At 46.1% G+C, this 15,434-nt stretch carries 8 protein-coding genes; 5 read left to right on the top strand and 3 right to left on the bottom strand.

Features of this window, described 5'->3' with window-relative positions:
• Positions 1 to 98: 98 nt before the first annotated feature.
• Positions 99 to 1,523 (top strand): polyphosphate:AMP phosphotransferase, encoded by a 1,425-nt coding sequence (pap, locus tag KCV09_RS10045; RefSeq protein ID WP_004943939.1) that lies wholly within the window; start codon positions 99 to 101, stop codon positions 1,521 to 1,523.
• Between the two features lie 33 nt (positions 1,524 to 1,556).
• Here pap and tcuC read toward each other — a convergent pair whose 3' ends face one another.
• The gene (tcuC, locus tag KCV09_RS10040) at positions 1,557 to 2,897 is read right to left on the bottom strand and encodes an MFS transporter (RefSeq protein WP_151815202.1); all 1,341 of its coding nucleotides are present in this window, start codon (positions 2,895 to 2,897) and stop codon (positions 1,557 to 1,559) included.
• Positions 2,898 to 3,075: 178 nt separating this feature from the next.
• Positions 3,076 to 3,579, bottom strand: coding sequence for a hypothetical protein (locus KCV09_RS10035; protein ID WP_151815201.1), 504 nt, complete (start codon positions 3,577 to 3,579; stop codon positions 3,076 to 3,078).
• A 167-nt stretch (positions 3,580 to 3,746) separates the two neighbouring features.
• On the opposite strand from KCV09_RS10035, the gene KCV09_RS10030 reads away from it, so the two are divergent.
• The 3 genes from KCV09_RS10030 (at position 3,747) to recD (ending at position 12,961) form a co-directional block, all read left to right on the top strand.
• Positions 3,747 to 7,412: an exodeoxyribonuclease V subunit gamma gene (locus KCV09_RS10030; protein ID WP_212515101.1), complete on the top strand. Its 3,666-nt coding sequence runs from the start codon at positions 3,747 to 3,749 to the stop codon at positions 7,410 to 7,412.
• 3 nt (positions 7,413 to 7,415) lie between these two features.
• Positions 7,416 to 11,135, top strand: coding sequence for a UvrD-helicase domain-containing protein (locus KCV09_RS10025; protein ID WP_212515100.1), 3,720 nt, complete (start codon positions 7,416 to 7,418; stop codon positions 11,133 to 11,135).
• A 74-nt stretch (positions 11,136 to 11,209) separates the two neighbouring features.
• Positions 11,210 to 12,961, top strand: a complete 1,752-nt coding sequence (gene recD / locus KCV09_RS10020) for an exodeoxyribonuclease V subunit alpha (protein ID WP_373869353.1) — start codon at positions 11,210 to 11,212, stop codon at positions 12,959 to 12,961.
• Between the two features lie 553 nt (positions 12,962 to 13,514).
• Here recD and KCV09_RS10015 read toward each other — a convergent pair.
• Positions 13,515 to 14,813: a serine hydrolase domain-containing protein gene (locus tag KCV09_RS10015; RefSeq protein ID WP_076033423.1), complete on the bottom strand. Its 1,299-nt coding sequence runs from the start codon at positions 14,811 to 14,813 to the stop codon at positions 13,515 to 13,517.
• A gap of 275 nt (positions 14,814 to 15,088) precedes the next feature.
• On the opposite strand from KCV09_RS10015, the gene rpsO reads away from it, so the two are divergent.
• On the top strand, positions 15,089 to 15,358 hold the full coding sequence (gene rpsO, locus KCV09_RS10010) for a 30S ribosomal protein S15 (protein ID WP_004920392.1): 270 nt from the start codon (positions 15,089 to 15,091) through the stop codon (positions 15,356 to 15,358).
• The last annotated feature ends 76 nt before the right edge of the window (positions 15,359 to 15,434 follow it).

Genomic DNA, 15,434 nt, shown 5'->3' with positions numbered 1-15,434 from the left:
CTGGATTCATCCCGTGCTGTAAATTCAATGACTTTAAACCAGTGAAAAACTGACATAAGATGAGTAAAGCATTTTTCAAAAAACGACCGAGAACAAGAATGAATGATGACGCTATAGTCTTACCTCATCGACACAAAAATCCCAACCGATTGTCTTTAGATTTAATTGAGGCACAGTATGCCCTGAAAAATAGTTGGGGCAAAAAAAATGCAAAAAGCGTGCTGGTACTGGTCAGTGGGATTGAGCTTGCAGGCAAAGGAGAAGCAGTTAAACAACTTCGTGAATGGGTCGATCCGCGCTATTTACGTGTCAAGGCAGATCCGCCGCATGTGCTGAATGTTAATCAACCGTTTTGGCAGCCGTATGCTTCGTTTATTCCGGGCGAAGGACAGATCGTGGTGATGTTTGGTAACTGGTACAGTGATTTGCTGAGTACCGCCATGCATGTGTCCAAGCCACTGGACGATACTTTATTTGATGCCTATGTCAAAAATATGCAGGCATTTGAGCAGGATTTAAAAAATAATCAGGTCGATGTGGTCAAGGTCTGGTTTGACTTGTCTTGGAAATCATTGCAAAAACGCTTAGATGATATTGATGTTTCAGAACGGCGCTGGCACAAACTTCACGGGTTAGACTGGCGCAATAAAAAGCAGTACGACAATATTCAAAAGCTACGAAAACGCTTTAGCGATGACTGGATTGTGATTGACGGCGAAGACAAAACCAAGCGTGATCAGCTTTTTGCTGAATCGATCTTACATGCCATGCAGGATTTGCCTGAACATCCAGATCAGGGCACAATCAACTGGACTCAGGCGCTTGTACCAGACCTGTTGCTACATCCAGAGTCAGACGCGCTTGAGCATGATCAATACAAGAAAAAACTCAAAAAACTGACACGCAGAGTAGCTGAGGCGCTACGTTATGATGAGCGTCATGTGATGGTGGTATTTGAAGGCATGGATGCTGCGGGTAAAGGTGGGGCAATTAAACGCATCGTCAAACGGCTCGATCCGCGCGAATACGATATTTTTACCATTAGTGCACCCGAGAAATACGAATTACGCCATCCGTATTTGTGGCGGTTTTGGACCAAGCTTGAAAATTGTAGTGATATTCGAATCTTTGACCGTAGTTGGTATGGGCGCGTTTTGGTGGAGCGGGTAGAAAATTTTGCCAACGAACGCGAGTGGCAACGCGCTTATGATGAGATCAACCGCTTTGAAAAAGACCTGATCGACAGTCAGACAGTTATTATTAAAATCTGGTTATCGATCAGTAAAGATGAGCAAGAACAGCGTTTTCATGCTCGGGAAAAAACACCGCACAAACGCTTTAAAATTACCGAAGATGACTGGCGTAATCGAGAAAAATGGAATGAATATTTAAATGCGGCGGCCGATATGTTTGAGCGCACCAGCACCGATGCAGCACCTTGGACCATTATTGCCACAGATGACAAATATAGCGCTCGGATCAAGGTATTAAAAACGATTCTTAAATGCTTAAAAACCACCTGAAGCGGTGGTTTTTAATGCAGAAAACTTTCAAACTTAAGTGGTTTGATTCATCAGTTTCCCCGTGTTTTGTCGAGCCAATTGTGCACCGAGTGGCGCTTTGGGCTCGCTGCGTGACTGACGCTGACGAAACACAATGAGCGTCGCAATCAAACTGATAATTGCGGCAAACATGAGCCAAAAGGCGGGCATGCTTTTGCTGCCACTTTGTTCGACCAGATAAGTTGCAATCATCGGGGTGAGGCCACCAAACACCGAAGTTGCCAGACTGTACGCAACAGAAAAACCTGCAATTCGAACTGAGCTTGGCATCATTTCAGTCAAAGACACCACCAGTGCACCGTTGTAAAAACTATACAACAATGACAGCCACAACAAAGACATCAGCATGTGTGACAGACTGATATTTTGAGTTAACCAGCTCAAAAGCGGATAAGCCGTGACAAAGATGAGCGTCGTGGTTGCAATCAATAGCGGTTTTCGGCCGATTTTATCTGATAAATAGCCGCCAATTGGCAGCAGAACAAAGTTACTTGCACCCACCATTACGGTTGCCAATAAGCTTTCTGCACTGGTCAGGTGCAGTACTTCTTTGCCGTAAGTTGGCGTGTAAACGGTAATGAAATAAAACATGGTGGTGGTGGTAGCAACCATACACATGCCCGTCAGTACAATTTTCCAATTTGCGGCCAGCGTAGACATAATCTGGGCAGTGGTTGGATGTTCGGTGCGTGAAGCAAATGCTTCGGTTTCTGTTAAGGATTTACGCAACCAGAAAATAAACGGAATGATGGCGCAGCCCACAAAAAATGGAATTCGCCATGCCCAGTCGGCCACTTGTGCCTTGGTAAAGATCAGACTCACCACATAACCTAATGTGGCTGCAAAAATAACCGCTACTTGCTGACTAGCAGACTGCCAACTGGTAATAAAGCCACGATTATGGGGCTCTGCAATCTCGGATAAGTAAACCGAAACACCGCCCAGTTCTACGCCAGCAGAAAAGCCTTGTGCCAAACGTCCGGCAAAGATCAGTACCGTCGCGGCAAAACCAATGGTGGCATAGCCAGGTGTAAGGGCAATAATCAGTGAGCCAACAGCCATGATGCTTAAAGTCACCATGAGGCCTTTACGTCGACCAATACGATCTACATACGGACCCAGTACAAGTGCACCAATCGGGCGCATCAAGAAACTGACCGCAAAGACCAAAAATGTTTTCATGAGTGCAGCGTAACTGCTATCGGAATGGAAAAACGTTTCGCCAATGGCTTTAGCGTACAAACCAAACAGGAAAAAATCGTATTGTTCGAGAAAGTTACCACTTGTTACGTTAAAAATGGCACGTATACGGGATGTTGATTGTCCATGTTCCACAACGACTCTCCATAGTTTGTTTGTCATCGTGTGATGGATAGTAAGTAGACAATCTTTAAAAAAACTTAAAATTTATGTGAAAAGTCAAATGATGTATAGATACGCGTTGGTCAAACATACAACTTGTTTTTTTAAATCAGGCAGATAAAAGGCACACAAGGTGCCTTTTAAATGATCATTAAACACCTGCGGTCGTGCTTTTTTGCTGAATACGTTTCGCCAGATGATAACATTCTTGGACATGCGCTTCGGCAACTTTTTTCATCACGATATAGCCCAAGCTCGCAGCGACGATCTGGCCACCAAGCGGAATAAATTTGGTCACTTGCTTGGTCAATACTTTTCCGATCACGCCATTGAGTGACTTTTTGACTGCGGTACGTGCGACAACCAGCCCCGAAAATTCGAAGCCGCGTTTACGTAATTCGTTCCAGTGAATCTGTTTGGTTTCCGGATCATAAACCGTAATATGGTCGGGAGATAAACCGAAGCGAGCGCTGATATCGGGAATAATTTGTGACAAAATGCCAATATCAATCACGACATCAAAAAATGGAATAGGAACGACGGCGGCGCCAGCGGAAAAATAGGCACGCTTTTTGACCATTTCCAGACATTCGTCACGAACGGCTTCAAGGTTTAAACTTGGATCAATTGAATCTGGGATATTCTCAATTTTCATGGATTTATACTCAATGTGGTCCTTTGCTGTTATTCAAACATTTTTTTTGAGGATGACTCAAATTTTTATACACATGGCAAACGTGACATAGTTCGCCAACGATGTATAGTGACGAATCTTTATGATTTTGTGCATAAAAAACTGCGATTTACAAAGGTAAGGGCTACATGGCGATTCATGTAATACAAAGTCAGCGTATCGATGTTTTGCTTCAAGGGGTGTGGCAATCTGTGCAGCAGCCGAGCCAGAATCCGTTTGATGTACTTGAAACTCAGCATTTCATTGTGCCAAGCGCGGCCGTGCAGCAGTGGTTGACCGAAAAACTCTCAGAATTGCAAGGGATTACCGCTAATTATCAATTTCATCAGCGTATCCGCGGGTTCCAGTGGTTTGTCTATCAGCAAGTGTTGACTGAACATAAAGATCAGGTACGTAAAGCCAATATTCCGCGCCTTATTTTAAAGTGGCGTGTGTTTCAGGCGCTTAATCCTTTGATTCAGTCAGCTCATATGACCTTATCGCCTGAGCATCCGGCCTATTCACTGGTCGATCGAATCTATACCAGTGCAGATCAATTACAACAAGTCGATCAACAGCAACAAAAAAAACAAAAAATGCTGTACTGGGTGGCCGAACAGGTATCGCAGCTATTTGGTCATTACATGACCTATCGCGGGTATTGCCAGAAAAACTGTAGCGGCCCTTGTACCTGTGCCACCAACTGGCTCAGTGCATGGGGAGAGAATCGGGCGCTGGATATCGAGCAACTGATGGGGCAAGCCCGCCAAGAGATTTCGGCGTTTCAGTTCCAGCACGCGCAAGATTTAGAGGCATGGCAACGTTGGTTATGGCAAAACCACTTTCATCAGGATTATCTGGATATCCTGAACATTGACGACTTATTTTGGCAACTCTTAGATGGGGCACAGAGCCGTGAAACTGCCTTGCAGCGTTTGCCTAAGCAAGTGGTTGTATTTACCGTGCTGGATTTGCCGCCGATGCAATTACAGTTTTTGCGCCGTTTGGGGCAATACATTGATATTTTTATTTTGCACTACAATCCTTCTCAGGAATACTGGGCAGATAGTGTCGATCCTCTGTGGAAACAGCAGTACGATGTACGTGTGAAATCCCGATTTATCGAGAAAAACCCACAGGCAAGTGATGCAGACATTGCACAATTTTTTGATCAATTTACCTTGCATTTTAACGCTGAAGCACGTGAGTCTCGCCATCCCTTACTCACCCGTTGGGGCAAGCAGGCGCGTGACCATTTTAGTCTGTTGGCCAATTTATCGTCGGGAGATGAAGGGCAGTGGGTCGATGCATTTGTCGATGAGTTTCCAAACACATTGCTGGGGCAGATCCAGTCCGATATTTTAAATTTGGCCGAGCCTGTCGCCAATCAATATTCTCTCGCACCCAACGATCGCTCGATTCAGTTTCATGTTTGCCATTCAAGCTTACGGCAACTGGAAGTTTTGCGTGATGAACTCATTCGCTGGCTAGCCGACACCTCGCATGGCCCTCGTCGTTTAAACGATATTTTGGTGCTGGTTCCCAATATTAAAGAAATCGAGCCAGCGATCCGCGCGGTTTTTCCGGCAACCCCTACCGAAGATACGGTGTTTTTGCCGATTAAAATTGCAGGCGTGGCCCAGCTCGATGTATTAAATGCATGGCAGGCTGTGGTCGGGCGGATCAATTTACTGCATGGACGTTTTGAATTTGACGAATTTGCCGACTGGCTGAGTTTATCAGCAACGCAGCAGTATTATGCCCTTGAAGATAGCCAGATTCGTCGCATGCTCAGTCTACTTGAACAGGCTGGTTTTAAACGCGGTTTCGACGCTGAACATTTACAGCAGAGTTTAAGCCCAGACGATCACGACCATCGTTATAGCTTTAAGTTCGCGCTTGATCGACTGGCACTCGGAATCGCCATTCCGGCACATGTACTGTTTGAGCAGACCTTAAGTTTTAGCGATATCGCTCCTGATGATTTTGAACTGATCGCCGTGCTGATTCAGATTTATCAAGATTTGCATACGCGAAGAAAATGGCGAACCGCACATGAACAACACGAGAAACGTTCGGTTGAAGCGTGGCTTCAATTGCTGATGGAGGATGTCACTGCCTTTGAGCAGGCGGGTGTGATGGCGTTAAAAACGGCTCGGGACATTATAAAAAAACAAGAACGAATGGTGACCTTGGCCAGTTTCTATGGCGATAAAGACACACATGGTTTACGCGATATTGCGCTACCGCTGCCTTACTTGCTTGATGAAATTCAACGTACTTTGGAAAATCAGTCTTCACAAGCCGAACCGACCGGACAGATTACCTTTAGCCAGATCGGTCAGATTCGACCGCTCCCTTATGCACTGGTGGTGATGCTGAATCTGGACACGGGCAAGTTTCCAAACCGAGAGACCCATATTCCTTTTGATTTAATGGAGCAACTGCGCCAGCAACTGGGGGATCGTTCACGTTTGGAGGATGATCAGGGTGCCTTTTTAGATGCCGTGGTATTGGCAAAATCAGCCGTGTGGTTGTTTTATAATGGCTTTGATGTGAGTGATGGTGAGGTACGCGATCCATCGAGTATTGTGCAGGAATTCAAAGCGCATTTGGCCTTAATTGTGGCAGATGCACCGTGTGCAGAGGAAGCAGTAGCGCTTAATCCATATATTGCAGAGCAGCAGCAATGGCTCAAGCAGCTGGATGTGCCTGAGCACCTCTGGCCAATGTACCATGTTCATCCTTTGCAGCCCTTTGACCCACTCGGCTTTGCCAATGACACTGTACCGCAGCGTTATCGAGATCACTGGTACCGCGTGGCACAGCAGGTGCAACAGCCTGAAGGAACGGTTCAACCATGGGTGAACACCTTGCAGCCCGCCTTAGATCAGGAGTTGCGCGTTGTCGATAGCCGCCAGTGGATGGCCGATGTCACCTTTCCTGCACGGTTGTATTTGAAGCACTTGGGTGTCGATAATATTGCCTTGGCCGAACAATTTGAGCAGGCCGAACCGTTGTTTTTAGATGGACTGGGGCGTTATTCTATCCGCCAGTTTTTATATGAACATGATCACACGGCGCCATTAGAATTGCTGCAAGACCAGTTACCAGTCGGCAAAATCATGCACAGTGCATGGCAACAAAGCAGCGCCGAACAAGCACGTTTGCTGGCGCGGTTACAGAACTATGCACCTGCTGTAAGTCGTACCACGCAAACCATCTGGCGCCTTAGCAAACAGTTGCACATGAATATCACGGTTCCGCTCGATAACCGTAGCGACTGGGTGAGTATGGAGGCCTCGAGTGCACGGGCCAAACGCATGGCATGTGTATGGCTTGAGTACTTAATCTGGTTGGCATTTGGTCAGCAGGGTGCAGCCGCAAAAACCTTACGACGCATTGTGGTATTTAGCGATAAAACCGTAATTTGCCAAGGTCTGAATGCCGAGCAGGCCAAGCACTACTTAGATCAGTGGCTGGCGATGTGGCATTATGGCGCTACACAGCCTGTGGTGTTGCCAGCGGCATTAATACTCAAAGCGCTAGAAAAAGAGAAAAGCCATCATTGGTCTGCCACAGAGCAGGGCGAAATGCTGCTCGACGAGCAGGACCTGAAAAGCCTGTTGAACGCGTGGCAAGACGCCAAAGCCTATGTCAATCTGGATATCCGTCAAGATGAAAGCAGCCAAGGCCATCGAGATTGGGCATTTATACTTGATCAGCAAGATAGCACTGCATTACTCAAAGATGCGATGAACCGCTATTCATATGCACTCTATGCCCCTATTTTTCAGTATTTGCGTCTGGAGTAAGACATGCCATTAAGCTCAAAAACGTCTTATCAACCGATTACAGAAATTGAATTTTCAGGTCTGCATTTAATTGAAGCGTCTGCCGGCACTGGAAAAACCTATACCTTGTCGAGCCTGATGGTCCGCATTTTCCTAGAGCGCTATTTACCTAAGCAGGTGATTGCCACCACGTTTACCCGTGCTGCTGCGGCAGAGCTTAAGACACGAATCCGTTTGCGTGTTCAGCACGTCTATAGTGTGCTGAACGCGTCTCTGGGTTTCACAGAGCAAGAGGTCATACAGCGTGCTGAGCAAGAAGCAGATCCATTGCTACAGCATATTTTGAAGCAATTCGCACCGCGTATGGGCTATGCGGCTGAGCGCTTAAAACTGGTATTGGATCAGCTCGATGAACTTTTTGTTGGTACATTGGACAGTTTTAGCCAAAAGCTGTTACGAGAATTTGCGTTTGAAAGTGGCAAAATTGAAGCAGCGGCAATTACCGACGATGCCAAGCGCTATACCCGCCAACTGATTCATGATGTCCTGCGTGCATGGATCAATGCCCAGCCACAGGCGATTATTGATGGTTTATATAATATGGGTGCGCTCAAACAGATAGATGCTTTTGTCGATGTAGTCGAACAGGCACTCAATTTTAGCTCTGCCCAGTTTGATTCCTATGCCGCACCGCAGTTGAATGTTGAACATTTTTATGCACAACTTCGGCAAGCACAGTCCATTCAGCTTGATGATCTCTTGGCTTACACGGCACGAGACGGAGAGTTTTATGGCTTCATCAATGGCACTTCTTTTCGTAATGATGCCTTTCATACCTTATTTTGTCGTGACCTGCCGCAATTGCTCCAAGCACTTGAACAACCCGATTTGAGCATCTTTGAAGCATATCTTGGGTCGGCGCGTGAAGCTGCATATAAATTTTTAGAAAAATATCATCAAAATAAAATTTTTAAAAAATGTTCCGCGGCCATCAGTGACGGTTTTTATCAGCACCCAGCGGTACTCGCTCTGGTCGAGGTGCTGCAATGCTTAAAAGATTACGAACAACAATTTGCCCAGTTGCACCATCATTTAAAGGCTTATTTGTGTCATGAGGTGAAAAATCGTTTACCCGAAGTGTTGCAAGAGAAGGGGGAAACCACATTTTCACAACAGATCCGGACGCTCTCTGAAGCGCTTAAAGGCGAGCAAGGGCAACGCTTTGCCCAGTATGTGCAGTCACGTTATCCACTTATTTTGGTCGACGAATTTCAAGACACCAATCAGGATCAAGATGACATGCTGGCCAGTATCTGGCGCCATCCGCAGCGTTATCAAAATGGCTGCATGATTATGGTGGGCGATCGAAAGCAAGCGATTTATGGCTTTCGTGGCGGCGACATGCTGACATTTTTAAATGCCCATCAAGACATCATGCGCAAGCAGGGACGCAACTACAAACTGGTGCATAACCATCGTTCGGTCAGACCGCTGGTCGAGGTGGTCGATGCACTTTTTCAACGACAGCCCGATTTTGGCGAACAGGTACTTTATGATTCTATTGAAGCCGGGCAGCGTGCGCATCCTGCATTAATCGATCAGGGGCAACATAATCCGGCTCCATTACGCTGGCTGATGCTGGAAGATAAAAATCGTGAGGCTGAGCAGGTGAGCTGGAAAATCCGTGCGCTACTCAATCAGACCCATCGTGGAGAGTTATATTTAGATGAACCTGATCAGCAGCGTGGATTGATTTGCGATGATATCGCGGTCATTTCCAAAAATCATAAAGGACTGGATGATGTTCAGGCCAGACTTGAGTATTTGGGAATTAAAGTGAACCGACCGTCACGCCGTAGTGTATTTGATCATGCACTGGCACACGATGTGGCTGCATTTCTCACCGCTATTTTACATCCTTACGATGAAGCCAAAGTCAAACGGGCATTGCTTGGGCGCATGATTGGACTGGATTTAAGCACCTTGCAGCAATTGCAGCAGCAGGCATCGGGATTGAGCCAATATATGACTCAGTTTGATGCTGTGCGTGAAATCTGGATGCATCAGGGGTTTTTACCCGCATGGCAACACGCACTGGCCGTGTTTCAGGTATGGCAAAATCTGGTCAAAATCCAGCGCCGTGATAACGAGCGTGCAGTGGTGAATGTCCGCCATTTGGGTGAACTTTTAACTCAGCACAGCGAGCGTTATGCCGGAGCCCAGAACCTTTACCATTGGTATCTGAAACAGCTCACTTCACCCAGTGAGCGCGAATGGGAACTAGAACGCAAGCTTTCAAGTGATGCCGGTGTGCAGCTCATGACCATCCATCAGTCTAAAGGACTTGAGTTTAAGATGGTGTTTTTACTTGGCGCAGACAAGCCGTTTAGGGAGCAAAGTACAGGGCTGAATTTTTCCGAGTTGACGGTGCCAGACCCAGAGACTGGCGCATTGCAGCAACGCCGATTGGTTTCGATTGCCGATAAAGCACGTTTAACCGAACGAGCACAGCAGCAACATAGTGATCGGGCTAAAGCAGAACAAAACCGTTTATGGTATGTGGCATTAACCCGCGCCAGTCATCGAGTCTATGCAGTTATGCAAGATGCTCAGGCAAAATCGCAAGATGCACTGGCGTACTGGAAACATCAGGGAGAGGCATTTTTTCATCCCTATAGCATGGATGAACCGTGTGAGCCACAATGCCCACCGGCATTATATCGCGCCGCGCAGCAGCAAACCTATCGTCTATATGCGCAGCCCTTACCGTCACAGCGATTTTATCCGCGCGGCAAAACCAGTTTTAGTTATTTGGCCCAGCATCTAAAGCCGTCCTTGCTGTATGCCGATACACTTGCGCTGACTCAGGTGCCCGAACAACAGGCCGACGATGAACGTGATCTGAATGTATCGTTCAATACAACCACTCAATTGCCACTCGAGTGGATTAAACAGCATTTTCCAAAAGGGCCTCAAGCCGGAAATTTCCTGCACGAAATTTTTGAACATATTGATTTAAAAAAACCAGACGAATGGCCGATTGAGCTGCGTCGTCGTTTTAAAAATGATTACAGTACACTTTGGGAGCAGCTCTATCGCCAATACACCGAGGCCTATCCTGAGCACAATGGTGAAGATGGACTATTGTTTCAATGGCTGACCGAGTGGCTCATGCATGTGGCGACCACACCCTTGCATCAGGGTTTTCAGTTGAATCAGCTTGAAGCAGGGCAGTATTTAAGCGAGTGTCCGTTTTATCTGGCGTTATCTGATCGTGTGCTGGCCATGCGTCGCATTCAGCAACTTTTTGCCGAATACGACATTCATATGCCCGATTTTTTAGATGCGCATGCCGCGCGCTACCTCAATGGATCAATCGATCTGATGTACTTCGATGGCCAGCATTTTCATATTGCCGATTATAAAAGTAATTATTTGGGCAGCGACCAGCAAGATTATTCGGCGCAAGCCATTCAGCACAACATGACCCAGTCGAGTTACTGGCTGCAAGCCGCACTGTACTTGGTGGCTTTGCATCGTTATTTAAAAGTGAAATTGCAGCATTACCAGATCGAGCAGCATTTAGGAGGGGCAACTTATTTGTATCTTCGAGGCATGACTGGCGCTGCCCATCAGGGCTATTTTTACTGGAAGCCGGATAACGAGTTTATTTTGCGTCTAGATGCGATCTTGGGATATTTTGCTGAGGATAAAATGGACAAAAAAAGTGACAAATCTGAATAATAACTTGAAAATCAGGTTGTTATTTTGTGGATAAATGTGTTTATAAGTGTGTGGACAAGCTTGAGGATAACTGTGTGGATAATCAAAACATCAGTCTAGACAAGGATTTGGCGTGGCTGAAAATGTGGAGTGAGTATCTGGTTCAGACACCGTTCAATCTCAGGGAGCGCAATTCTGAACAAATTCGTGACATGTTGCAAGCATTAATTGAAGCAAGTTTGCAAGGAGATAGCGGTTTGGCGATTTCTTCGTCAGATGTGGCGCAGTTGGGTAAGTTTGCGGTGCATGCATCCCAAGCAGCACAGACGGTTGCCCCCATGGTCTATGACGACGAGATGCTGGCGCTGTATCGATATTGGTCGCTCGAACAGCGTTTGGCCACGCAAGTACACCGTTTAACACAGATGCAATTATCAGCGGTTGACGTGACGTCGTATACCAATTTGCTCATTGATCCCCACCAGCAGGCAGCCATGAAAATGGTGGCAAACCATGCGCTCAATATTATTACAGGCGGGCCGGGAACAGGTAAAACCTACACCTTGGCCCGTATTATCGCGGTTTTAAATCAGGCCATTCCCGATATCCGAATTGCGATGGCAGCCCCAACCGGTAAGGCGGCACAGCGCATGCAAGAGGCGCTTCAGGCGTCTTTTCAAGATCCTAAGCTGCTCGATTCCGGTTTGTTGAGCGAAGAGCTGCAACAGCAGTCGACTCAAACCCTGCATCGGCTTTTGGGTTTGGGGCACCAGCAGCGACCCCGTTACCATGCCAAACAACCTCTGCCGTATGATGTGGTGGTAGTCGATGAAGCATCGATGCTTGATTTGCAATTGGCGACGCTATTGTTCGAAGCGATTCCAGTAAATTGTCGTTTAATTTTACTTGGAGATGCCAAACAGTTGGCTTCGGTGGATGTGGGTGCGGTACTGGCCGACTTGCAGCAAGTGCCCGCGCTTAAACACAATCACGTGCAACTGGTGACCAGTCGACGCTTTAATGCCGAGGCAAAAATTGGTCAGTTTGCTGGATTTATTCAACATCTCTCGGATGCGAAGCCAGCTGAAGATATTTTAGCTGCGTTTGAACAGCAAGTGGCATCACCCCAAACGCTTCAGTCCATTCAGCTACACGATAATATGTCCGATCTGGTTCAGCTCGAATATCTCAACGATTCATTGCTTCATGAGCCTACTGCCTATTATTTGCAACTGATGCAAGGCTATGTACCTTATGTCAATGCGCTCAAACAGTATCGTGAGCAAGCCGCTTCTATTGATTTAGCAAAAGTGATACAGGCATTTGATGATTATCGGATTTTGGTGGCCATTCGTTTTGGCAAATTTGGGCTTGATCAGATTAACCGCTTTGCAGAAGACTGGCTGACCACGCAATTAATGGTTGTACCTGTGGCAGGGTGGTATTTGGGCCGGCCAGTCATGATGACATACAATGACTATCAGTTAGGGTTGTCGAATGGTGATATCGGTATTTGCTTTCGACACCGCACACAATCCGATCAGTTTGAAGTGTATTTTCCAAGTTTAGACAAATGGGTAGCAGCCAATCGACTGCCCAAAAATATTCAAACGGCCTTTGCATTGACCATTCATAAATCTCAAGGTTCCGAATTTAAACATACTGCAATTGTGTTTGATGCCAGCGCAGAAAAAATTCTGAGTCAGGAGCTGATTTATACCGCCATTACCCGCGCCAAAAACGTCGTCAGCCTGTTGGTAGATCGTGCGGCCTTTTTACAATCACTTACACAGCGCACCGCTCGAAAAAGTGGCTTAGTGAAAAAATTAATAATGATTTCATTTTAGTAAGTTTACCTAAGGAGTAGACAGCTCTGTACGAAATTGCTTACACGAATTCGAGAAATTAGCTTATAGAGTCCGAAGCAATATTTTGAGATGATGTTCCTGCACAAAAACTTAGCAAGGAATGCTAAGAAAAAACCGCATAAAAATTAGAATAAGTCGAAGACAGCGAACTTACAGTGAAGTAAGGATAAACGAGGAACTTACAGCCGCTAAGCCTTGTAGTTTTGGGAGAGACTACAAGGCTTTTTTATGTCCAGAATTTCAAAAAATAACAAGTTACATGTTTATATTTAGAAAAACTGCTATGTTTTCTGATATATACAGACCTGTACGTTTTTGCTTACATACTGATACGAAAATCACTACTTTTATTCATAATTAAATGTGGCAGAATAGAACTTGTTAGGAAGTTCGTTCATGTCAGGGACAATGACCATAATCAATAAAAGGGTTCTAAGAAAACTCTCCAGATAATAACAAAATACAAGAACAATCGTTCAGAATAAGAAACTACAGCGCATAAAGCCCAAGCACCGCTTGGGCTTTTTATTTTTTACACCATATTGGTTTCGTGGGTATCGCTTCCAAATAATGAGCGACGCTGACCTTTGGCAACTTTAGGACACTGCATCGAGATTTGATACAGCAATTTGCCCAGCGCAGGTAAATGTGTACCAATGACAGATTTCCCTGTAGTCAGCAGCGAGACACTGATATCCCGCTCTGGATCGGCCCAGCATAAAATATTAGAAAATCCCAGATGACCAAAGGCTTGTCCTGTCATCGGGCCAAACAGCCCCACTGGATTGCTGCCGAGCATAGGGCCTAATGCATAGCGCATCGGTGCCAATAATGTCCGATCTAAGCTGGTCACTGACGTGGGTAAAGTGGCACGAAACACGGTTTGTGGTGTGAGAATCTGCTGATCGTGATATCGTCCACCGCTCAGCAACATTTCAAAAAAACGGCCTGCTTGCTCTGCACTGGTATAAATATTACCCGCAGGGCATACCGTATCCATAAAGCGGGGGTCATTGGTCAGGTCCACTGCCAGTTGTAAGCCGCCGCCAAGTACATGCTGTAGGTAGTGATCTGTACCTAGGCGAGGGTGTAAGCCTGTTGGGGCATTGAGTGCAACCCGATCACGCCACTCGGGCGCAAGACCATAATTAAAACAGGCCATTTGCATGGGTTTTTCGATGGTTTCATGTAAAAACTGCCGAAGATCCTGTCCGGTTACACGTTCAATCAGCTCTCCCAATATATAGCCGGCAGTGACCGCGTGATAAGCCAGATGTGTACCCGCTGCCGATACTGGCTTCGCGCGATATAATCGTGCCAGAATCTCTGATTTATCGAACAGCAATTCTGGTGTCACTTCAGTTTCAAGCCGTGGAATACCACCCCGATGTGCCAGTAAATGAAAAATGGTGGCGCGGCGTTTGCCATTTACGCCATATTCAGGGATGTAATAACTCACCGGGTCGAAAAGATTAATCAGGCCACGCTCATTGAGCACATGGATCAGCATTGCCGTGACAATTTTTGAGGCAGAAAACAGGCAAATCGGTGTTTCGGGCGTTGCAATCTGTGCATCACTTGCCAAGCCATCCACCGTATTGCCGCGTGCATAGCCCAAACTTCGATTCAGTAAAATATGTCCGTTGCGACGCAGGCAAAAACCAATCAGAGGATAATTGCCACTTTTATACAACTGCTCGACACTGTGCCAAATGCGCTGAACCTGTGCAGCAGTCATTGCGCCAGAGGCGGCATCATTTTCATGCTGGGCACGCATCACGCTGTGAATATCGGGTGGTACGTAGCAGGTATTGGCTGATAATAGTTTCACGTCATTCCCATGATCATTCTTTTTATAGTGGCAGTGTGCAATGAATAACACGGTAAGTCAGTGTCTTTTTTGACCAGCTTGTTCAGACACTAATACCACTGATAAGCACCGCCACACCGTATTGAATTGATTTATGAATTGTCAATTACGGTCTTATCCTTTAAAATGGCAAACTGCTGTAGTGATGCACGGCAGTCAAGAAATGCTATCTTTTTAGATAATATTTTTGATTTTTATCATTTTATTTGTTTTTTTAAGCATCTCGGAGAAATCGAATGGCTTTAACAAACGCAGATCGCGCAGCGATTATCGCTAAATTTGCACGTGCTGAAAACGACACGGGTTCACCAGAAGTTCAAGTTGCACTTTTGACTGCTCAAATCAATGATTTGCAAGGTCACTTCAAAGAGCACAAACACGACCATCATAGCCGTCGCGGTCTCATCCGTATGGTTAACCAACGTCGTAAATTACTTGACTACCTCAATGGTAAAGACCACGGTCGTTATGTAAGCTTGATCGGCGAATTAGGTTTACGTCGTTAATTCGATTTTGGCTTGTTTTTCGGTTGTGCGCGCGATGACGTCTCTCACAACTGAAGACGGGCGAGTGTCTGGTGTT

The organism is Acinetobacter soli, from assembly GCF_018139125.1.
Taxonomy (GTDB): domain Bacteria; phylum Pseudomonadota; class Gammaproteobacteria; order Pseudomonadales; family Moraxellaceae; genus Acinetobacter; species Acinetobacter soli.
This window is presented reverse-complemented; position numbering and strand designations above follow the sequence as displayed.